The sequence below is a fragment of the Neobacillus sp. WH10 genome (genome assembly GCF_030123405.1).
GTDB lineage: Bacteria > Bacillota > Bacilli > Bacillales > Cytobacillaceae > Neobacillus.
In genome coordinates this window covers 3,901,487-3,921,968 of the sequence record NZ_CP126110.1, presented here as the reverse complement: position 1 = coordinate 3,921,968, position 20,482 = coordinate 3,901,487, and the positions used below count along the sequence as shown (strand labels likewise).

Annotated in this window: 21 protein-coding genes and 3 pseudogenes; 18 read left to right on the top strand and 6 right to left on the bottom strand. The window is 38.2% G+C overall.

The features are described from left to right. Positions 1-126: 126 nt before the first annotated feature. Positions 127-666 (bottom strand): CDP-diacylglycerol--serine O-phosphatidyltransferase, encoded by a 540-nt coding sequence (gene pssA, locus QNH20_RS19070; RefSeq protein ID WP_283919549.1) that lies wholly within the window; start codon positions 664-666, stop codon positions 127-129. A 127-nt stretch (positions 667-793) separates the two neighbouring features. On the opposite strand from pssA, the gene QNH20_RS19065 reads away from it, so the two are divergent. Next, entirely contained in the window at positions 794-1,582 is a 789-nt protein-coding gene (locus QNH20_RS19065; RefSeq protein ID WP_283919548.1) for a phosphatidylserine decarboxylase, read from the top strand. 259 nt (positions 1,583-1,841) lie between these two features. Here QNH20_RS19065 and sda read toward each other — a convergent pair whose 3' ends face one another. After that, on the bottom strand, positions 1,842-1,982 hold the full coding sequence (sda, locus tag QNH20_RS19060; RefSeq protein WP_283919547.1) for a sporulation histidine kinase inhibitor Sda: 141 nt from the start codon (positions 1,980-1,982) through the stop codon (positions 1,842-1,844). Positions 1,983-2,505: 523 nt separating this feature from the next. Between sda and QNH20_RS19055 the strand changes: the two genes are divergently transcribed. From QNH20_RS19055 to QNH20_RS19020, 8 genes are read left to right on the top strand one after another with little or no spacing between them, the layout of a single operon-like run. Next, on the top strand, positions 2,506-3,021 hold the full coding sequence (locus tag QNH20_RS19055) for a YqeG family HAD IIIA-type phosphatase (protein WP_283919546.1): 516 nt from the start codon (positions 2,506-2,508) through the stop codon (positions 3,019-3,021). Between the two features lie 27 nt (positions 3,022-3,048). Continuing rightward, a complete protein-coding gene (gene yqeH / locus QNH20_RS19050; RefSeq protein ID WP_481858112.1) occupies positions 3,049-4,131 on the top strand; it encodes a ribosome biogenesis GTPase YqeH in 1,083 nt (360 codons plus the stop codon). Between the two features lie 33 nt (positions 4,132-4,164). Continuing rightward, positions 4,165-5,004 (top strand): shikimate dehydrogenase, encoded by an 840-nt coding sequence (aroE, locus tag QNH20_RS19045; RefSeq protein WP_283919544.1) that lies wholly within the window; start codon positions 4,165-4,167, stop codon positions 5,002-5,004. Continuing rightward, entirely contained in the window at positions 4,998-5,288 is a 291-nt protein-coding gene (gene yhbY / locus QNH20_RS19040) for a ribosome assembly RNA-binding protein YhbY (protein WP_283919543.1), read from the top strand. The genes aroE and yhbY overlap by 7 nt, the downstream gene beginning before the upstream one ends. A 27-nt stretch (positions 5,289-5,315) precedes the next feature. After that, entirely contained in the window at positions 5,316-5,885 is a 570-nt protein-coding gene (locus QNH20_RS19035; protein ID WP_283919542.1) for a nicotinate-nucleotide adenylyltransferase, read from the top strand. Continuing rightward, positions 5,875-6,441: a bis(5'-nucleosyl)-tetraphosphatase (symmetrical) YqeK gene (gene yqeK, locus QNH20_RS19030; RefSeq protein ID WP_283919541.1), complete on the top strand. Its 567-nt coding sequence runs from the start codon at positions 5,875-5,877 to the stop codon at positions 6,439-6,441. Before QNH20_RS19035 ends, yqeK begins: the two co-directional genes overlap by 11 nt. A gap of 3 nt (positions 6,442-6,444) precedes the next feature. After that, entirely contained in the window at positions 6,445-6,801 is a 357-nt protein-coding gene (gene rsfS / locus QNH20_RS19025; protein ID WP_283919540.1) for a ribosome silencing factor, read from the top strand. Further along, positions 6,798-7,547, top strand: coding sequence for a class I SAM-dependent DNA methyltransferase (locus QNH20_RS19020; protein ID WP_283919539.1), 750 nt, complete (start codon positions 6,798-6,800; stop codon positions 7,545-7,547). The genes rsfS and QNH20_RS19020 overlap by 4 nt, the downstream gene beginning before the upstream one ends. A 138-nt stretch (positions 7,548-7,685) precedes the next feature. Here QNH20_RS19020 and QNH20_RS19015 read toward each other — a convergent pair. Further along, a pseudogene (locus QNH20_RS19015) lies at positions 7,686-7,967 on the bottom strand (DUF2690 domain-containing protein); the annotation flags it as partial. 174 nt (positions 7,968-8,141) lie between these two features. Between QNH20_RS19015 and QNH20_RS19010 the strand changes: the two are divergent. Then, a complete protein-coding gene (locus QNH20_RS19010; protein ID WP_283919538.1) occupies positions 8,142-8,774 on the top strand; it encodes a DUF7010 family protein in 633 nt (210 codons plus the stop codon). A 354-nt stretch (positions 8,775-9,128) separates the two neighbouring features. Here QNH20_RS19010 and comER read toward each other — a convergent pair whose 3' ends face one another. Then, a complete protein-coding gene (gene comER, locus QNH20_RS19005) occupies positions 9,129-9,953 on the bottom strand; it encodes a late competence protein ComER (protein WP_283919537.1) in 825 nt (274 codons plus the stop codon). Positions 9,954-10,040: 87 nt separating this feature from the next. On the opposite strand from comER, the gene QNH20_RS19000 reads away from it, so the two are divergent. From QNH20_RS19000 to QNH20_RS18990, 3 genes and pseudogenes are all read left to right on the top strand, one after another. Further along, the gene (locus tag QNH20_RS19000; RefSeq protein ID WP_283919536.1) at positions 10,041-10,691 is read left to right on the top strand and encodes a helix-hairpin-helix domain-containing protein; all 651 of its coding nucleotides are present in this window, start codon (positions 10,041-10,043) and stop codon (positions 10,689-10,691) included. A 71-nt stretch (positions 10,692-10,762) separates the two neighbouring features. After that, positions 10,763-11,209, top strand: a pseudogene (locus QNH20_RS18995) (ComE operon protein 2); the annotation flags it as partial. Between the two features lie 105 nt (positions 11,210-11,314). Continuing rightward, positions 11,315-13,642 carry a DNA internalization-related competence protein ComEC/Rec2 gene (locus tag QNH20_RS18990; RefSeq protein ID WP_283919534.1) on the top strand — a complete coding sequence of 776 codons (2,328 nt, stop codon included), beginning with the start codon at positions 11,315-11,317 and terminating at the stop codon, positions 13,640-13,642. A gap of 70 nt (positions 13,643-13,712) precedes the next feature. Here QNH20_RS18990 and QNH20_RS18985 read toward each other — a convergent pair whose 3' ends face one another. Beyond that, entirely contained in the window at positions 13,713-13,847 is a 135-nt protein-coding gene (locus QNH20_RS18985; protein WP_283919533.1) for a YqzM family protein, read from the bottom strand. A 308-nt stretch (positions 13,848-14,155) separates the two neighbouring features. Between QNH20_RS18985 and holA the strand changes: the two genes are divergently transcribed. Then, positions 14,156-15,172: a DNA polymerase III subunit delta gene (gene holA / locus QNH20_RS18980; protein WP_283919532.1), complete on the top strand. Its 1,017-nt coding sequence runs from the start codon at positions 14,156-14,158 to the stop codon at positions 15,170-15,172. Between the two features lie 52 nt (positions 15,173-15,224). Here holA and rpsT read toward each other — a convergent pair whose 3' ends face one another. Continuing rightward, positions 15,225-15,485 carry a 30S ribosomal protein S20 gene (gene rpsT / locus QNH20_RS18975; protein WP_283919531.1) on the bottom strand — a complete coding sequence of 87 codons (261 nt, stop codon included), beginning with the start codon at positions 15,483-15,485 and terminating at the stop codon, positions 15,225-15,227. Between the two features lie 193 nt (positions 15,486-15,678). On the opposite strand from rpsT, the gene gpr reads away from it, so the two are divergent. The 4 genes and pseudogenes from gpr to lepA all read left to right on the top strand — a co-directional run bounded on the left by gpr (position 15,679) and on the right by lepA (position 20,418). Next, positions 15,679-16,797 carry a GPR endopeptidase gene (gene gpr / locus QNH20_RS18970; protein WP_283919530.1) on the top strand — a complete coding sequence of 373 codons (1,119 nt, stop codon included), beginning with the start codon at positions 15,679-15,681 and terminating at the stop codon, positions 16,795-16,797. Positions 16,798-16,917: 120 nt separating this feature from the next. Next, positions 16,918-18,117 (top strand): annotated as a pseudogene (gene spoIIP / locus QNH20_RS18965) (stage II sporulation protein P). Between the two features lie 18 nt (positions 18,118-18,135). Further along, positions 18,136-18,462, top strand: coding sequence for a DUF3679 domain-containing protein (locus tag QNH20_RS18960; RefSeq protein ID WP_283919529.1), 327 nt, complete (start codon positions 18,136-18,138; stop codon positions 18,460-18,462). A 120-nt stretch (positions 18,463-18,582) separates the two neighbouring features. Then, on the top strand, positions 18,583-20,418 hold the full coding sequence (gene lepA, locus QNH20_RS18955) for a translation elongation factor 4 (RefSeq protein WP_283919528.1): 1,836 nt from the start codon (positions 18,583-18,585) through the stop codon (positions 20,416-20,418). Positions 20,419-20,482: the final 64 nt, after the last annotated feature.

Here is a 20,482-nt window from a genome sequence, read left to right as displayed (position 1 = left end):
CTAAAGCCTATTAATAATTCCTATGAAAAAAAAGAGAAAATGTGTCTGTCCTGAAATTTTTTTTATTGAAAAATAAAAAATGACCTCTCTTAGTGGGTCGCTAAAGGAGGTCAAATTTGTTAGTAATTATACTTTTTTCAGTTTAAATGGACTTACCATTAGGAATGATAGAATGATGATAATAAATAAGAACGATTGGGATGGAAGGTATGGAATGGCCAAGAAACTTAAGGTTACCAAGCAGCCTGCTGCCGTAATAGGTAATCCGGTAAAATATCCATTGCTTTCCGTAATATTGAAACGTGCCAATCTGAATGCACCGCATCCGATGTAGAATACTGTGAAAAATGAACCAGGTCCACCAAATTCATGTAAAATTCCTTGGAATAGTAATAGTGCAGGTGCCACTCCAAATGATATAATATCACTCATGGAATCCAATTGTTTCCCAAGCTCTGATTCAATATTAAATTTTCGGGCAATCATGCCGTCAAACCGATCTGCTAATGCTGCGATGAAAATGAGAAGCAGGCTTAATCTTAAATTTCCATGTAGCCCGAATATGATCGCAAATCCGCCCAGTGATAAATTAGTTAAAGTGATGACATTTGCTGTTTGGGATTTTAGCTTTTTTAATGTCTGATCCAGTACGTCCAATAAAAACATTCTTCACAGCACTCCTTTCCTCAAGCCAGAAGGGAATCAATTTCTTTAGTTTATACTATATTATTTAATTCTAAGCGTTTTATGTCTTTTCGTAAAGAGTATTTTTACACTATTTGGGGGTAGTTTCATGTTACAAGGGTTATATCGTCTTATGATTGAGTTAACGAATGGGAGGTTGACTTCCGGCATTTTAAAACGGTTTTCACGTTCAAGAATTAGTCGTTTTGTTGTACCATCCTTCGCCAAGGTTTATCAATTGAATCTGGAAGAAATGGAGAAAGGCTTATCTGAATATCCCACTCTTCACGATTTATTTGTGAGGACATTGATACAAGATGCAAGGAGAATTGATAAAAGTAATGATGCTGTTGTCAGTCCTGTTGACGCCGTTATTGAGGATGTTGGGCGGATTAATGAGACAAGTGACATTATCGTGAAAGGAAAGACATATTCAATCGAAGAAATGCTGGGAGATCGAGAGCTCTTAGCAAAATATTTAAATGGTACATACATGATTCTGTATTTAAGCCCTAGTCATTATCATCGCATTCATAGTCCGGTGGATGGAATCGTAACGAAGCAATGGACACTGGGGACGAAATCATATCCAGTAAATAAGTTAGGATTAAAGTATGGTGTTCGAACACTTGCCAAAAATTTCAGGGTGATCACGGAAGTTAAAACGGAATTTGGGCATGTTGCAGTTGTAAAGGTTGGAGCCATGTTTGTTAATTCGATTGAAACCACCCATAAGGGCTCCGAGTTAGTAAAGGGAAAAGAAATGGCCTATTTTAGTTTCGGCTCAACCGTTGTCCTATTATTTGAAAAGAATATCTTTCAAATTGATTCCACGCTACAGTCTCCAAAAGATATAAAGGTTGGGGAGAAAATCGGGATTTTGACCAAATCTGTATAAGATGCAGTTTGACGGCGTTTAGGGCGCCGTTATTCTTTTTCCTTAATAAAAAGAATTGAGCGTACCACGCCGTTATTTACGATGGAACCCATTGAAAGAACCAGCCTAACATAATAATGGCTGTAAGCAGAGCTTGGCTTCACTATTAAAAAAAAGAAATGGATATTTATCACTTCGATTGGAAACACTGATTCATTCTTGCAGCGTTCCGACCCTTTTTCCAGACAAAAAGAAAAGCCCTAAAGGGCAGGTTTGAAAATTATGAAGATCTTTTAATTTTTTTGAATAAAGAACGCCGGTTAATTTCGGACTCAATGAGACCAATAAATTCTGGACTTAAGTTTAATTCTCTTGCTTTAAAATATGACTCAATTAATAATTCATCTGACAGTTTCCGCACGTCAGAATCCACCTCCGGAAAAAATATTTGTTCTATATCGTAGAACTGTAATCATATAATGGTATGTTCAATTGTTGTACCCTAAATCTACCAAATTTATTCTTATACAACAATCGTCCTGTTTTTCCACAGGTTCTAGTGGATAACTTGTGATTAATTTGTTTATAAATCAGCGAAATGTAAATGATTCAATGGGTATAATGTTAATAAGGTTATCCACAGGTCTTGGGAAAGCTAGTGTTTGTCGAAAAATATTTATTTTTTTCTTTAATTTGTCATATTTCTGAAGTAAATTCGTTTTATATGTAAAGGATTCGTAATTTAATATCATGTATTGTCGAGATTTGAAGAAAAATAAGATAAAATAATAATTTGTTCTACTCCATTTACAGTCAGCGGCACTTTCGCTTTTCTTTTGAAACAAAGGTTAAAATTGGTTATGATGGTACAAGAAAAGATGAGTGCAGAAGAACAATATCTTTAAAAAGCAATTTTATTTAGAATTTAATGAGGTGTAAGCTTAGTGTTAAAACAATTTTTACCAGATGAACATGTGAAAAGCATTTTGGATATATCTCCTGAAGAGTTAAAATCAAGAGGGGTTAAAGGGATTATTACGGATTTGGATAATACGTTAGTGGAATGGGATCGACCAACTGCCACCCCACAATTGATTAAATGGTTTGATGAAATAAAAAAACATAATATCCTCGTAACGATTGTCTCCAACAATAATGAAGAGAGAGTAAAGGCTTTTTCTGACCCGCTTAATATCCCGTTTATTTTTCGGGCGAGAAAGCCGATGGGACCGGCGTTTTATAAAGCCATCTCACAAATGGGCATTAAAAAGGAAGAAGCCGTTGTTATCGGGGATCAATTATTAACGGATGTTCTAGGCGGAAACCGAAGTGGTTTTCATACCATCCTCGTTGTTCCTGTTGCCCAAACGGACGGATTCTGGACAAAATTTAATCGCTTTGTGGAACGAAGAATTCTAAATTGGTTCCGAAAAAAAGGCATGCTACAGTGGGAGGATTAATCTGTGAGTGAACAACAATATATTTGCATGGGCTGCGGTGTTAAAGTGCAAACGGATAACCCAGAAATACTAGGATATGCGCCAGCATCTGCTTTGGAAAAGGAGGCGATTATTTGCCAAAGATGTTTCCGTCTTAAACATTACAACGAGGTTCAGGATGTAAATTTAACTGACGATGACTTTTTAAAAATCTTAAATGAAATGGGCAGGACGGATGCTCTGATTGTCATGATTGTCGACATTTTTGACTTTAATGGCAGCTGGCTTCCAGGATTACACCGGTTTGTCGGACAAAACAAGGTCGTACTTGTTGGAAATAAGGTTGATTTGCTGCCGAAGTCTGTGAAGCATTCTAAAATGATTAACTGGATGAAGCAGGAAGCAAAGGACCTGGGGCTAAGACCTGAAGAGGTGTTCCTTGTCAGTGCTGCAAAAGGTTTAAATGTGAAGGAAACAGCAGCTGCCATTGACGAGTTGCGGAACGGGAAAGACGTTTATGTCGTAGGTTGTACAAATGTAGGAAAATCAACTTTTATAAATAGAATCATTAAAGAAGTAACAGGAGAAGGGGACGTTATTACGACCTCCCACTTTCCAGGGACGACGCTTGATATTATCAAAATCCCACTTGATGATGAGAAATCATTAATTGATTCACCGGGGATTATCAACCATCATCAAATGGCGCATTTTGTAGATAAGAAGGACTTAAAAATTATTACCCCTAAAAAAGAAATCAAGCCAAAGGTGTTTCAATTGAACGAAGGGCAAACATTATTCTTTGGTGGCTTAGCACGGTTCGATTATATTAGCGGCGGCAGAAGATCATTTGTTTGTTATGTTTCCAATGAATTGAATATTCACCGAACCAAAATAGAAAATGCTTCCGAGCTTTATGAAAAGCATGTCGGGGAAATGCTGACCCCACCAGGGCCAGAGCAAATAGAGACGTTTCCAGAGCTTGTGAAACAAGACTTTATCATAAAAGAAGCGAAAACGGATATTGTTTTTTCCGGACTCGGCTGGATCACGGTAAACGAGCCAGGGGCAAAAGTGGCGGCTTACGTTCCAAAGGGTGTGCAAACGTTGATCAGGAAATCTTTAATATAATTTTGAAGTCGTAAAATGGGTGGGGAGAAACAAGTGAAAAAGTTATATGCTGTTTTGGGGGATCCGATTGGACATTCCATGTCACCTGTTATGTTGAATGATTTATTTTCATTTTATCAGAAAGATGCCCACTATCTCCCTTTTCAAGTAAAGGCAGAAGATCTTGGCTCGGCGGTTAAAGGATTAAAAGCAATTGGTGCCGGCGGGTTTAATGTAACCATACCACATAAAAGTAATATCATTCCCTTTCTCGATGGGGTAGATGAATTAGCCGCAAGCATTGGTGCTGTAAATACGGTTGTCAATGAAGACGGCAGTCTGATTGGCTATAACACAGATGGCCCTGGCTTTTTAAAAGGGATAAATACCATCGTACCTATGGTATCGGAACAAAGGATATTGATGATTGGTGCAGGGGGAGCGGCTAGAGCGATTTATTTTACCATGGCCAAGGAAAAACCTCTCGTACTAGACATTGCGAACCGTACTTTAGAGACAGCCGCGAAACTCATTGAGGATTGTCCTTATGATAGTTCATCAAGGGCATTGTCTTTAAAGGAAGCTAGCGAAAATATAGGGGAATATGATTTAATTATTCAAACCACGATGATCGGTATGTCCCCGAAAATGGCTGAACAGCCCCTTAATTTGGACAATTTACGTAAACAGTCATTCGTTTGTGATATAATTTATAATCCGTTAGAAACGCAATTTTTACATGCTGCAGCTTTAAAAGGTGCAAGAATTCAAAACGGAATTAACATGTTTGTGTATCAGGGTGCCCTTGCCTTTGAAAAATGGACAGGATTTTTCCCTGATGTACAAAGAATGAGAAATAATGTGTTAGTTCAACTAGGAGGAAACCCATGTTAACAGGTAAACAAAAAAGATTTTTACGTTCAAAGGCACACCACTTAGATCCTATTTTTCAAGTAGGTAAGGGCGGCGTAAATGACAATATGAAAAAACAAATCTTAGATGCACTAGAAGCAAGAGAACTTTTTAAAGTTAGTGTTTTGCAAAACTGTGAAGAAGATAAAACAGTAGTTGCCGAGCAATTGGCAGAAGGAACTGGTGCAGAAATCGTGCAAATCATAGGCAGCACTATTGTTCTTTATAAGGAGTCTGTTGAAAAGAAAACAATTACTCTTCCTTAATTAATGAAAGTAAAGGATGGCGAAAGCATGAAAAAGGTTGGAATATTAGGTGGAACGTTTGATCCGCCGCATTATGGACATCTTTTGATTGCCAATGAAGTTCATTTTGCACTTCAGCTTGATGAGATTTGGTTTATGCCAAATCATGAGCCGCCGCATAAGGAAAAATCGGAATCGGTCAAGGATGCGGATCGTTTGCAGATGCTAAATCTGGCAATCGCAGGAAATCCAGCTTTTACGATTCAACCGATTGAGCTTAAACGCGAAGGACCTTCCTATACAGTTGATACGATAAAAATGCTTAATATGGAATACACTGACCATCAATTTTTCTTTATTATCGGGGCCGATATGATTGAATATTTACCGAAATGGCATAAAATTAATGAACTCGTCAACCTGGTCCAATTTGTTGGGGTTGAAAGGACGTCGTATAGTCATCAAACAGACTATCCTGTACTTTATGTTGATGTTCCAGCATTTGATGTGTCATCGAGTATGATTAGGGATAGAATGAAAAGAGGAAGGACGGTTCGTTATTTATTACCCGATCCGGTAATCGATTATATTGAGGAGAAACATTTATATGGAACGTGAAAAGGCATTAGAATTGGTCAAAACACAATTAACAGAGCACCGTTATCAGCATACGTTAGGGGTAATGGAAACGGCCATTACCTTAGCCGGACAATATGGGGCAGATCAAAAGAAAGCGGAAGTGGCCGCTATTTTTCATGATTATGCGAAGTTTCGACCAAAGGATGAAATGAAAGAAATTATTGTCTCCCAGGGATTTCCGCAGGATTTGCTGGAATTTAATACAGAATTGTGGCATGCCCCTGTTGGAGCTTACCTGGTGGAGAAAGAAGCCGGCATTACCGATTGTGAAGTATTGAATGCTATTCGCTACCATACCTCGGGCAGGGCCAATATGACCTTGCTGGAAAAAATAATCTATTTAGCTGATTATATTGAACCTGGAAGACATTTTCCCGGAGTCGATGAAGTAAGAGAAATGGCCAAGGAAAATCTAGATCGAGCTTTAATTAAAGCGGTTCAAAATACCATTCTATTTTTAATGAAAAAGAATCAAACTGTATACCCTGAAACGTTTTTTACTTACAATGACCTTATTAATAAACTGGAGGATTGATGAATGTATAATCAAGAACTTTTAAAAATTACCGTTAAAGCGGCAGACGATAAACGTGCTGAAGACATTCTTGCCCTTAATATGAAAGGGATTTCCCTAATTGCGGATTACTTTATCATTTGCCATGGAAATTCAGATAAACAAGTTCAGGCAATTGCAAGAGAAATGAAAGAAAAAGCGCAGGAAAAGGGCTATGATGTTAAAAGAATCGAGGGTTTTGATGAAGCGAGATGGGTTTTAATTGATTTAGGTGATGTAGTTGCCCACGTCTTCCATCGAGAGGAAAGAGGCTATTACAATTTAGAACGGTTATGGGGCGATGCACCTATTGAAGATATCCGCAGTGAGCTGAATTCATGAGTTATGAACAGTTTGCCTATTTGTATGATGAGCTGATGAAGGATGCTCCATATGATGAATGGGTACAGTTTGTCAAAGAAATACTTGTAAAATATGACATCAAAGGTGCCCCTCGCCTGCTAGATTTAGCCTGTGGCACTGGTGAACTCTCCGTCCGTTTTGCGCAAGAAGGATTCCAAGTATCCGGGGTTGATCTGTCAGAAGATATGCTGGCTGTAGCACAAGCAAAGGCTGAGGATGAAGGCATCAGAATTCCTTTTTTTTTGCAAAATATGGTTGATTTGGAGGGTCAGGGACAATTTGATGTCATCGGTATTTTTTGTGATTCATTAAATTACCTGCGAACAGATGATGAAGTTATCGCCACTTTTGCAAATGTTATTGAACATTTGGACGACAAAGGGATTTTCATTTTTGATGTTCATTCTATCTATAAAATTACTCAGGTTTTCATTAATCAAACTTTTTCTTTAAATGAGGAAGATGTCTCTTATATTTGGAATAGCTTTCCTGGTGAACATCCTAATAGTGTCGAACATGAGCTAAGTTTTTTTGTTTTGGATGAACGGACAGGAAAGTATGACCGGTTTGATGAACTTCATTTCCAGCGGACATATCCTATACAGCAATATATAAACTGGCTGGAGGCTGCCGGCTTTGCAGTGCTGGAGGTTGCCTCAGATTTCGAACATACCAAACCGCAAACACATTCAGAACGAATCTTTTTTGTTGCTAAGAGAAAATAAAAGACTTCATATTTTTATATGCTGTGAAGTATTATAAATCAAAAATTAAACAACTATATTTTAACCCCGTCCTAAAATCAGAACGGGGTTATGAGTGTTCGATGTTTTAATATTAATTAACTTTATTGTCACTTTCCACTAATACCAAAAAGTTACTGCTTTCTTATAGGCGTCACTATTGGGGATAGCATGTATGCCCTGAGCTTGTGCTCTACGCGGGTCTAAGTCATAAACCATTGGCGTATAACATGAGGTTTGCCCTATATTAATCTCTCCATTACCTCCAGTGGAACCACAATGATATCGCTTATTATCGGTGTTTCGCACAACTAATGCGGTAGCCTCCCCATTCGATTTGGCTGGTCTACTTAAAGTGATCTTTGCCCACGCAGTTTTGCACTTCGTACTAAATTTCAACTCAAAATTGGTATAAGTTCAATAAAATGACTCCTGTCACTATAGAACCATTTTTATGGGAATTAGCCTTCAATAATTGGAATAAGGCTTATTGAGATAACGGGCAGGGAAAATGTAACATAGTTTATGAGAATTCGTATATAATTACATAAATATAATAGTTGAAGGAGGAAATATATGGCGCAAACATCAAGCACTATTCCTGGAGCCGCAGTACGCGACACGGCATCTGGCGTATTTTTCATGGCGTTTTTCGGTACTCTTTGGGCGTACACGGGAGTTATGGGATTGCATGGCTGGGGTGTTCCATTGTTGTTAGTTGCTGTTGTTATTATAGGTATAGCACTGTTCTTCGGCGGTGTTTTATTAATACGTGTATCGCGAGAATTAAAGAATCAGGTTTCAAAAGAAGATTTAAAGCGCGGGAAGATTACGAGATTCTGGTTTAACATTATTTTCGCGGCAGAGGGTTTGGCTATAGTAATCACTATCACTGTATGTAACGCTACTCGTCATTCTGAACTTATACCTCTCATAATCGCTATTATTGTCGGTGTTCATTTTCTTCCATTGGCCCATCTTTTCCAGGTTAGACTCTATTATTTTACAGGCACACTGCTTTGTTTACTCGCTATTATTACATTGATGTTTGTACCTGAGAAGGTCACGCTGGGGGAATATCAAATAAATGCATTTATGTCTGTAGTAGGTTTTGGCTCTGCCCTGATCTTGTGGGGTACTGGTTTGGCGATATTCCTATTGGGAAAAAGATTGCTAGGTGTTGTCCAAAATAAACAGACAGATAGATAGCCTCAATCAACGTTAAGTCGGACAGATCAGCTCTTAACACTCGACTTTATTACGTAAACGGGAACACTTGTGAAGAAGAAAGCCCAATTTCTCGTTTGTAAACACTGAGAAATTGGGCTTTTAATAAAGGAATTTCTACAACATTGTATGTTTTCCTGACGCTACTCCTAATTAGGATAGATAAAGCAAATTTTTTCTGCTTTATCTATCCTTCTTTTTCTGTCTTATATAATGTGCAACATTATATAATTCTCCCCATTATCATGTTATTAATAAAGTAACTTGACTTTTAATAAAAATTAAAAAGATGGCTTTTTTTAAAAAAGTTGCAGGAATTTGTAAAAGAAACTCGAATTATTGATTAGAGAATTGAATCTCTACCTTATCCAAATCCTCTTTAAACTTTGCATGCGTCGCTTGAAATATTTGTTCAAATACATCTCCAAGCTCATTATCAAGCACTTTAATTCCTTCACCAGTTATTCCGCCCTTTACACTAACTTTTTCTTGTAATGACGGCAGGGTATAATGCCCTTGCTTTAATAATGCGCCAAGACCGACTATCATTTCACTTGCAAAGATAGTTGCTGTCTTATTATCAATTTCAGTCTCTTTTACTGCTGCTTGTATGAAACTCTGAAGAAGATAACTGAAGAACGCTGGTCCGCAGCTTACGATATCAGAGGCAACCCTCGTTATTTTTTCATCGATACAAACTGGCACCGAAATCTTCGAAATTAATTTCTCTACTTTTGTTCTCCAAAGGTCACTGCAGTTTTCTCCATAGGTAATCAATGACACACCGGCTAACGCACGATTGGTGATGCTTGGGATTACCCGGACTATTGAACAAGATACCTTTTTTTCAATTTGGCTTGTACTGACAGGACTCGTTATCGAAATGAGACATTTTTCAGGGCTTAAATACGGACAAATCTTTTCTAACATTTTATATATGTCTAACGGTTTCACACATAGAAATAACAAATCGGATTGAGCAGCTACTTCTTCCGCATTTGCCCCAACCCTAATTTCATTATATTTATCTTTAAGCAGAATGGCTTTTGATTTTGTTCTGTTAGTAATCATCATTGAAGAAGGGGAAATAGCTTTTCCATCAATCAAAGCCTCAACCAACATTGTCCCCATATTACCGGTACCGATGATACCTATATTCATTTTTTCGACCCTCCTTCGCATGCAATATTCTTTTATAACCATATGAAAATCAAATTTGAAATATACCTTTAGAAAGGATGGATTCTCTTGAAAGAATGGTTGATTGAACATAAGTTTACCGTTATTGCTGTTGTTTTTATTGTTTTTGGCGGCTCGTATTATTTTTATGTTAATGATAAAGAAGAGCCTGCTCCAATTAATTCAACTATTGGTGAAAATAAGCTTCAAACTGAAGGTGTGGAAACAGAAAATAAAAAACAACCGAATCAAGCTGCTGCCCAGCCAGAAAAAATCATGGTCGATGTGAAGGGGCAGGTAAAACTGCCCGGGGTATATCAATCAATTACAAGTGAACGTGTAATTGATGTCATAGGCCGAGCGGGAGGCTTAACGGATCAAGCGGACCAAACTCAAGTAAATTTTGCCGAACATGTGCAGGATGAAATGGTGATATATATACCTGCGAAGGGGGAGGTAGGTGTCACTACACAAGGCCAATCGGAAGGAAGCATCACGGTATCTGGCGGGACTAGTCAGAATCAAGGAAAAATAAATATAAATAAAGCAAATGAGCAGGAGTTACAAAACCTCCCCGGTATTGGTCCGGCCAAGGCTGCAGCTATTGTTGAATATCGTAATGCAAGCGGCCCATTTAAAGTGGTTGAAGATTTAAAAAGCATTAGCGGCATCGGTGAAAAGACGTTTGATAAATTAAAAGATTTGATTGTAGTGAATTGAATCTTTCATTGACCAAATTGGACAAACACAAGTAAACTTAAAAGAAAAGAATTTTCAAGGGAGTGGGATAAATGGAGCGAATTTCTTGGGATCAATATTTTATGGCACAAAGCCATTTGCTCGCACTTAGAAGCACTTGTACACGATTGACAGTGGGGGCTACCATTGTTAGAGATAAGCGTATTATTGCCGGAGGTTACAATGGCTCTATTGCCGGTGGCGACCATTGTATTGATAAGGGATGCTATGTGATCGATCATCATTGTGTAAGGACCATCCACGCTGAAATGAATGCACTGCTGCAATGTGCAAAGTTTGGAGTGCCAACAGCCGAGGCTGAAATTTATGTTACTCATTTCCCTTGCCTTCAATGCTGTAAAGCGATTATCCAGGCTGGCATAAAAACAGTCTATTACGCGGAGGATTATAAAAACCATCCATACGCGCTCGAACTTTTTGAGCAGGCAAATATAAAAGTTGAAAAGGTTGAATTGACGGAATCAGTTATTGATTTCCGCAAAATTAACCAATAAATATTCCACTGAAAGACGCCGGTTTACTCCGGCGTTTGCCTGACTTCGAATTTGCCTCTAATAAACTATAACCACAAAATGGAGAAAAAAATGAATGGAAAATATGTTTATTTTGCTCTTGCTGCATTATTAGGTGTTCTTTGCGCTATTGTTACGTTTCTCCCCTTTTTTCTTTTAACTTTTATTTATTTTTATGTTTTAACTAAATATAAACGATTCCGGAATGCTCAAATATACTTGGTTATGGTTATATTTGCGGCCTTTTTCCTTGTGGGAGGGCAGGCTAAAACAAAAAATAAATCTGTCATTCCTGAATCAAATTCAAAACTTATGATCGAATATAGCCAAGATCCGAAAATTGACGGTGATTTACTCCAGGTGCAGGCAATCGATAAACAATTCAAAGAAAAACTCCTCATCCGGTACAAAATCAAATCCGAAATAGAAAAAGATAAACTAAAGAGTAAAAGCTTTTATCGTTGTTTATGCAAGGTGTCAGGCACCATGAAAAAACCAGCGGCTGCTAAAAATCCAAATGGTTTCGATTATCGTAATTATCTAGCCTCAAAGGAAATTTATTGGATTGTTGAAATACAGGATAATCCACTTCAACATTGTTCCACATTGAAACCCTCACCACTAGTGTTAATTAAACAACTTCGTTTTTCTGGTATTCGCTATCTTGAAAAAAATTTCCCTCCTGAAATGGCTTCACTATCTGCAGCTTTAATTTTTGGTGACAGAAGTATGCTTGATCATGAATTACTTGGAGATTATCAAAAAACCGGGATTGTCCATTTATTAGCCATTTCCGGTCTGCATGTTTCCTTGTTAATTGGAATGGTTTTTTATATTGGGATTCGATTCGGGTTTACGAGACAGTTCATGACAAATTTTCTTCTGTTTCTACTGCCTATTTATGTCATCCTTACGGGCGGTTCACCATCGGTGATCAGGGCAGCACTAATGATTTTCCTTGTATTAATCACAGTAAAATGGAACTATCATGTAAAGCTTTTACTGCTTGATACCATTAGCTTGGCGTTTATCCTCTTTTTATTTATTTCTCCTTTGGTGCTTTTTGATGTTGGCTTTCAGCTCTCCTTCTCCGTTAGCTTTGCTATAATTCTGTCTGCCCCATATATCCTAAAAGGATATCAGAATAATGGGATACGGATGTTGTTTACATCCGTGACGGCACAGCTTGCAGCACTGCCATTATTGCTTTATCATTTTTTTGAAGTTTCGATGGTTGGTATTCTAGCCAATTTGTTTTATATCCCTCTTTTTTCGTTTGTCTATCTCCCGGGATTATATGTATTGTTTTTCATTCAACTTCTGTTTGGAAAAACCCCTCAAATGCTTATTGACCTTGTATTAAAGATCATTAAATTTTCCAATCACCTTATCGATTTTTTAGCTGATTTTTCATTTGTGCGTTTTATTCCTGGAAAACCTAACATGATAATGTTGGGCGTCTACCTTTTTCTTATTGTTGCAATTTTTATCATATGGGAGGTTGGGGATTATTCGAAGAAAAGATTACATTTGCTCGTATTAGCTGTCACGCTGTTTACCTTTCAATCTTGTTGGAATTGGTTGAAACCGTACGGTGAAGTGACAATGATTGATGTCGGACAAGGTGATAGTATATTGATTCATCTTCCACATGGAAAAGGTAACTACCTCATCGACACAGGAGGGAGGATTGACTTTGCTGAAGAAAAGTGGAAAGAGCGTGGAAAACCGTTTGAGGTGGGGCGGGATGTGGTTGTTCCATACTTAAAAGGAAAAGGAATTACCCGGATTGACAAACTCATTCTTACACATGGGGATATGGATCATATTGGCGGGTCTTTATCGATTTTATCTGAGCTTGAGGTGAAGCAAATTCTATTGCCTTCCGTTACGGAACCTTCTGAAACAGAACTAGCTATCATACAGGTGGCAAAGAAACAAGGAATTCCTGTCATTAAGGTGACAGCGGGGGATCAATGGAAAATGAATGAAAGTGAATTTTTTATCCTCTCGCCTGAAAAGAATTATACCGGTGAACGTAATAGCGGGTCGATAGCTTTTATTGCCTATATAGGGGGAGTCAGTTGGTTTTTTGGCGGGGATCTTGATCAAGAAGGAGAGGAGAAAATAAGAAAGAAATACCCCAAGTTGAAAATTGATGTTCTTAAGGCAGGTCATCATGGCAGCAAAACATCAAGTGCCGAGGGTTTCATCCAACAAATAAAACCCCGAGTTGCTTTAATTTCAGCGGGTGAAAAAAATCGCTTCGGACATCCCCATCAAGAAGTACTAAAAAGGTTAAATGCTACAAATACCATCATTTATCGAACTGATTTACATGGGGCCATTACCTTCCATTTTTATCGTGGAACAGGAACCTTTTCAACCTATTTACCATAGGATATAGCAATTCTAAAAAAAGAGACTGCATCTTAAGCAGCCTCTTTTATAAGACGTATGTAGCCGGTCATTATGAGCCGATTAGCTTAATGACTGTTGCGATAATAAACATTAAAGCAAAGAAACCGAAGGAAACCCCAAATCCTATTCCAGAATCAATCGCATCGTTACGAGTACATTGCGGATTTTTTTCAAATTCGTTCACAGTCCACCCCTCCTATTTTCAAATTATAGTATAAGCTATTTGTCTAAAAAAATCCAGCACCCCTTTAACTGCTTCCTGTAATGACAAGAGTTGTCAAAATAGTTAGACTCGCTAAGGGCTACACTATGATTACAAAAGGAACTCCGCCAGGCAATAAAGGTTCCTAGGGCTTTCTTATTGCAGGCGTTCATTATAGATCGGGAATTGGCACTTATTAGGTAGGTGCCAATTCTCATTAAGTACTTGTCAAATCGTCCAAGCTTCATTACGATAAGATGTGAGTGAGATGAAGGGGAGCGCTGGACAAAATGGTAGTAGAAATTTGGCGGAAAATTAAACAAAAAGAAATTGCTCCTATTTATTTATTATATGGAACAGAAGCATTTTTAATCAATGAAACGAAACAATTACTGCTAAACCATATATTAGACGAAGAAGAGAAGGATTTTAATTTTTCCGCGTATGATTTAGAGGAAACACCAATTGATGTAGCATTAGAGGATGCCGAAACCTTCCCTTTTTTAGGGGAACGAAAAGTTGTTTTTTTACATAATCCGATTTTTTTAACGGCAGAGAAATCAAAAGAGAAGGTTGACCATAATTTAATGAAATTTGAAGCATATCTGAAGGAACCGGCTCCTTATACAGTAATGGTTTTATCCGCACCGTATGAAAAATTAGACGAACGAAAAAAAATAACCAAGGAATTAAAAAGAAACGCTGAGTTGGTTGAGGCAAAAAAATTAAATGAACATGAATTAAAAAATTGGGTAAAGGAACGAGCAAAAAGCATTGGGATTGAATTTGAATTAAATGCGATTGACCAACTTCTTGCTCTCGTAGGCACAAATATGTTCATGATCGCCAGTGAAGTCGATAAATTGGCATTATATGCTGCTGAGCAAAAGCGGGTGGATGTTCACTTAGTTGAAAAGCTAGTAGCTAGGTCACTTGAACAAAATATTTTTACCCTGATTGAAAAAGTAGTGCAGCGAAGGCTCGATGAGGCGTTACGTATTTATTATGATTTATTAAAGCAAAATGAAGAACCAATTAAAATTTTGGCCTTGCTGGCAGGGCAATTTAGACTTATCTATCAAGTGAAGGAGCTTTCAAGAAGAGGCTATGGACAGCAGCAAATTGCCGGTTACTTGAAAACGCACCCGTTCCGTGTCAAGCTTGCACTCGGACAGGCCAATAAATTTACCGATGAAGAATTATCCCACCTAATGGTGCGCCTAGCTGAGGCAGACTATCAGATGAAAACTGGCGGAATGAATAAATCATTATTGATTGAAATATTATTGTTCCAGTTGAAAAAATAAAAAAACGATTCCCCTTTAAGGGAATCGTTTTTTTATTTTACGCTTTTATTTATTATAGAGCGTTTGATTTCTTCATTAGACGGGATTTTTTACGAGCAGCAGCATTTTTGTGGATAAGACCTTTTGCAGCAGCCTTGTCTAATTTACTAGCAGCAGCAACTAATGCTTCTTTTGCAGCAGCAGCGTCATTAACTGTAACAGCAGCTTCTACTTTCTTAACAGCTGTACGCATTGCAGATTTAGCAGTTGTATTTTGAGCATTTTTAGCTTCAGTTGTTTTAACACGCTTAATAGCAGATTTAATGTTAGGCATTCCATTCACCTCCTACAAAGAATCGAGACTATATGAACTCGACTATACATTCATCCATAATAATTCAGAACAAGAAGTATTTTATCAAACAGGAGCCTATATTGCAATACTTGTTTCTAATTTGCATGTTTTAAGTGTAAAGGGGCAAAAATAGGAAAATAGTTTCTATTTACAGGGTTAGGAGTGAATGAAAATGGGTGATTCGATTGACTTAAGTAAGTACTCCGTTCGAACAGATTTGGCAATTGAAGCAAGGGAAATGGTACTTGCAGGAAGGTCTGTTGGACAAGAAGAAAACCTTTCACAAATTGAAGGCGTAATTATTAAGGAAAAAGATGTTAACGATATAAAAATCTCATTGGTTGAAGTAACAAAACAGGGTGAACAGGAGCTTGGTAAAAAAGCCGGCCGGTATTTAACGATAGAGGTTCAAGGAATTAGGGAGCAAAACACCGAGGTGCAGCAAAAGGTAGTAGAGATTTTTGCCAAGGAATTTGCATATTTTTTAGAAGGCTCAGGCATAAAAAAAACAGATTCGTGTCTTGTTGTAGGGCTGGGAAATTGGAATGTCACCCCAGATGCATTAGGACCAATGGTTTGTGAAAATCTTTTAATTACCCGCCATCTTTTTCAGCTTCAGCCGGAAAATATTGAAGAAGGTTATCGTTCAGTTAGTGCTCTGTCACCAGGGGTTATGGGGCTGACTGGGATTGAAACAAGCGATATCATTTTTGGGATTGTCGAAAAAACAAAACCTGATTTTGTGATTGCCATCGATGCATTAGCATCACGGTCGATTGAAAGGGTCAATTCCACTATACAAATTTCCGATACAGGTATTCACCCTGGTTCAGGAGTTGGGAATAAAAGAAAGGAACTTAGCAAGGAAACATTAGGGATACCTGTTATTGCAATTGGAGTCCCAACAGTTGTAGACGCTGTTTCGATTACAAGTGATACGATTGATTTTATCCTAAAGCATTTTGGAAAGGAACTGAAGGAAGGAAATCGTCCTTCCAGAGCGCTTGCACCAGCGGGTATGAGCTTTGGTGAAAAGAGAAAGCTAACCGACGAGGATTTACCAGAAGAAGAGCACCGGAAGACATTTCTTGGTATGATTGGCACTTTATCTGATGAGGAGAAAAGAAAGCTAATTTATGAGGTGTTGTCCCCACTTGGACATAATTTAATGGTCACGCCAAAGGAAGTGGATGTCTTCATCGAAGATATGGCAAACCTAATAGCCAATGGGTTGAATGCCTCTCTCCACCATGCAGTCGACCAAGGGAATGCCGGATATTATACAAAATAATATTTAAAAGGAGCCAGCTTTTTTAATCAAAGGCTCCTTTTTAATTCCACCAAATAATTAGTTCTATCAATTCTAGTAATGTCATAAGTTTTACTAGAATCGTTAATGCGAGGTGGAACAATGAAAAATGCTAGAACATCTGGTATGTTTTTGATTGTCCAAGGGACAAGCTTACTTAAAATTTTCGCGGCTCTATCATTATTTTTGATCCTGGTCTTTTCTATTAGCGGGCTCTTAACCTCATTGAAGCCACAATATAGAATTATGTCATCTTCTGTGAATCAAGCTGCTACGAATGTCAATGGAGAATTGCTTTAACAATTAATGGGCTGGGAAAATCATCATTTTTTAAAGACAGAGAATAATTGGGCATCGACCCCAAAATTGACCAGTTTAGTGTTTAAACTGTCAAGCAATATTAATTTGAATGATCCCAGAAGCCTTCTTGGCAGGGAACTCCCTGGTTTCTTTCAATTTGATGGAAAAATTCTTGTTGCTGGTGAGGGCACGAATTATACAAACATGCCGATTGAGTCATCACCGCCGATAGAAATCATGAAGGCTGAGCGCGAGGCAGTATTGCAGAATTTAGAAGGTTTAGATAAACCGTCAAATGAAAAAACGTCCCCATCTCCGGGACAAACAACAGGTGATCGAAAGGTTGTTTATGTTTATTTCACTCATAATCGGGAATCCTATTTACCATATCTGAAAGGTGTGACGAACCCGAATCTAGCTTACCATTCTCAAATTAACGTCACTAAAATTGGTGATCAGCTAAAAACAAGCTTGGAAGACAGGGGAATCGGTACTTCAATAGATAAAACGGATGTCGAGGCAAACTTAAAGAAAAAAGGGTTAAATTTCGCAAGGTCATACCAAGAATCCAGGTTATTAGTACAAGATGCCATGGCTTCAAGCCGGGATTTACAATATTTAATCGATATTCATAGGGATTCGCAACGAAAAGACCATACAACCACAACAATTAATGGAAAGACATACGCTAAGTTAGCCTTTATCATTGGTGGGAAGAATCCGAATTATGAAAAGAATGCAAAACTTGCTACTGAGCTTCACAATCTTTTAGAAAAAAAATATCAAGGTATAAGTCGAGGGGTCATTGTGAAGCCTTCCGGAAACGCCGTCTATAACCAAAACCTCTCAGAAAATGCCATTTTAATCGAATTTGGCGGTGTTGATAATACGTTTGATGAATTAAATCGCTCCGCGGACGCCCTTGCCGATGCGTTTAGTGAATATTACTGGCAGGCAGAAAAAGTGAATCAGGATGTGGATCAATCCACTGATAAACAATAGCAGTAAGGGAGCAATTCTATGAAAATGTTTATCGTAAAAAGCATATGCGTTGTGGCTCTCATGGTTATCTCTGTATTAACTGGAATGCAACTGGCCAATAATGGGATTCATAAAATAAAGGGCTATGACGACCCGAATTTTCAAAATGCTGTCTCCATCCAAGAATCGGGCAATAATATAAGTTCTTCCTTTCTTGGAAATGATATTTCCAGTCATGATATCGAAGCGAAAAAGAAGAAGCTTGAGGAAATAGGCGCATTTAATTTCTTTTCATCGATGGGAAAGAAAATGTCAGATGGAATTTCCGGAGCCTCCGAAAAATTAATTAAGCTGATAACAGATTAAATGGTTTGCGGTGCCTTATTGGTGCCGCTATTTTTAGCGGAAAAACATTGATTTCCACTTTTCTTTGCTGATATAATCAAAAATAGTGTACATGTGCGAGAATAGTAGGAGTGAACTACCATGAATAGAGAAGATAGACTGAAACGCCAAGAAAAGATAAGAAATTTTTCGATTATTGCCCACATTGATCATGGGAAATCAACATTGGCAGACCGTATTTTGGAAAAAACGAATGCATTAACATCTCGTGAAATGAAAGATCAGCTTTTAGATTCAATGGATCTTGAAAGAGAGCGCGGGATTACCATAAAGTTAAATGCTGTACAGTTAAAATATAAAGCGAAAGATGGAGAAGACTATATTTTCCATTTAATTGATACACCAGGGCACGTCGATTTTACTTATGAGGTATCAAGGAGCCTTGCTGCCTGTGAAGGTGCCATTTTGGTCGTAGACGCTGCGCAGGGAATTGAAGCACAGACACTAGCGAACGTTTACCTTGCATTAGATAACGACCTTGAAATATTACCTGTTATCAATAAAATTGACTTGCCAAGTGCTGAGCCTGAAAGGGTTCGCAATGAAATTGAAGAAGTGATTGGCTTAGATGCCTCAGAAGCGGTTTTAGCCTCTGCTAAAGCCGGGATCGGCATTGAAGAAATCCTTGAGCAAGTGGTAAAAACAGTGCCGGCCCCAACAGGAGACCCGGATGCACCGTTAAAAGCGCTTATCTTTGACTCCTTATATGATGCATACCGCGGGGTTGTTGCCTATATTCGTGTTGTCGAAGGATCTGTTAAAGTCGGCGACAAGATCAAAATGATGGCAACCGGAAAAGAGTTTGAAGTTAATGAAGTAGGTGTTTTTTCACCGAAAGCAACACTGCTTGACGAGTTAACCGTTGGTGACGTTGGCTTTCTAACAGCATCTATTAAAAACGTTGGCGATACGCGTGTCGGTGATACGATCACAAATGCGAAAAATGGGGCTGAAGAGCCGCTTCCGGGGTACCGAAAGCTGAATCCAATGGTCTATTGCGGACTATATCCAATCGATACTGCAAAATTCAATGACCTCCGTGAAGCACTTGAAAAGCTTCAATTAAACGATTCTGCATTACAATTTGAACCTGAAACATCCCAGGCGCTTGGCTTTGGTTTCCGCTGTGGCTTCTTAGGGCTTCTTCACATGGAAATCATCCAAGAGCGGATTGAACGGGAATTTAAAATTGATTTAATCACAACTGCACCAAGTGTAATCTATCATGTCCATTTAACGGACGGTTCAGAGATAAAAGTGGATAACCCGTCTAATTTGCCGGATCCTCAGAAAATTGATCGTGTCGAAGAGCCATACGTAAAAGCAACGATGATGGCGCCGAACGATTATGTTGGTGCAATAATGGAGCTGTGCCAATTTAAGCGCGGCATCTTTATTGATATGCAATACCAAGGTGAAAATCGAGTCAGCATTGTCTATGAAATTCCATTGGCTGAAATTGTTTATGATTTCTTTGATCAGTTGAAATCAAGCACTAGAGGCTACGCTTCCTTTGATTATGAGCTCATTGGTTATAAACCATCCAGCCTTGTTAAAATGGATATATTATTAAACGCTGAAAAAGTCGATGCCTTAAGTTTCATTGTCCATAAGGATTTTGCCTATGATCGCGGAAAAGTAATTGTTGAGAAGCTGAAGGAGCTTATTCCTAGACAGCAGTTCGAGGTACCAGTCCAGGCCGCAATTGGACAGAAAATTGTCGCTCGTTCCACGATTAAAGCGATGCGTAAAAACGTATTAGCGAAATGTTATGGCGGGGATATCTCCCGTAAACGTAAATTGTTAGAAAAACAAAAAGAAGGTAAGAAACGGATGAAACAAGTTGGTTCCGTTGAAGTACCGCAAGAAGCGTTTATGGCAGTGTTAAAAATGGATGACAATAATTCAAAAAAATAATAACTAGCCGGGGGTTGGGATTACCTGATATTTGGTAAATCCTGCCTCTTTTTATTAGGAAGTG

Coding starts and splice junctions, on each gene's coding strand:
- QNH20_RS18990 (WP_283919534.1), top strand. CDS start 11,315: ATGAATGGAAAATATGTTTATTTTGCTCTTGCTGCATTATTAGGTGTT.
- QNH20_RS19010 (WP_283919538.1), top strand. CDS start 8,142: ATGGCGCAAACATCAAGCACTATTCCTGGAGCCGCAGTACGCGACACG.
- QNH20_RS18960 (WP_283919529.1), top strand. CDS start 18,136: ATGAAAATGTTTATCGTAAAAAGCATATGCGTTGTGGCTCTCATGGTT.
- gpr (WP_283919530.1), top strand. CDS start 15,679: ATGGGTGATTCGATTGACTTAAGTAAGTACTCCGTTCGAACAGATTTG.
- rpsT (WP_283919531.1), bottom strand. CDS start 15,485: ATGCCTAACATTAAATCTGCTATTAAGCGTGTTAAAACAACTGAAGCT.
- yhbY (WP_283919543.1), top strand. CDS start 4,998: ATGTTAACAGGTAAACAAAAAAGATTTTTACGTTCAAAGGCACACCAC.
- yqeH (WP_481858112.1), top strand. CDS start 3,049: ATGGGCTGCGGTGTTAAAGTGCAAACGGATAACCCAGAAATACTAGGA.
- QNH20_RS19020 (WP_283919539.1), top strand. CDS start 6,798: ATGAGTTATGAACAGTTTGCCTATTTGTATGATGAGCTGATGAAGGAT.
- rsfS (WP_283919540.1), top strand. CDS start 6,445: ATGTATAATCAAGAACTTTTAAAAATTACCGTTAAAGCGGCAGACGAT.
- lepA (WP_283919528.1), top strand. CDS start 18,583: ATGAATAGAGAAGATAGACTGAAACGCCAAGAAAAGATAAGAAATTTT.
- holA (WP_283919532.1), top strand. CDS start 14,156: ATGGTAGTAGAAATTTGGCGGAAAATTAAACAAAAAGAAATTGCTCCT.
- yqeK (WP_283919541.1), top strand. CDS start 5,875: ATGGAACGTGAAAAGGCATTAGAATTGGTCAAAACACAATTAACAGAG.
- comER (WP_283919537.1), bottom strand. CDS start 9,953: ATGAATATAGGTATCATCGGTACCGGTAATATGGGGACAATGTTGGTT.
- QNH20_RS19035 (WP_283919542.1), top strand. CDS start 5,316: ATGAAAAAGGTTGGAATATTAGGTGGAACGTTTGATCCGCCGCATTAT.
- pssA (WP_283919549.1), bottom strand. CDS start 666: ATGTTTTTATTGGACGTACTGGATCAGACATTAAAAAAGCTAAAATCC.
- QNH20_RS19065 (WP_283919548.1), top strand. CDS start 794: ATGTTACAAGGGTTATATCGTCTTATGATTGAGTTAACGAATGGGAGG.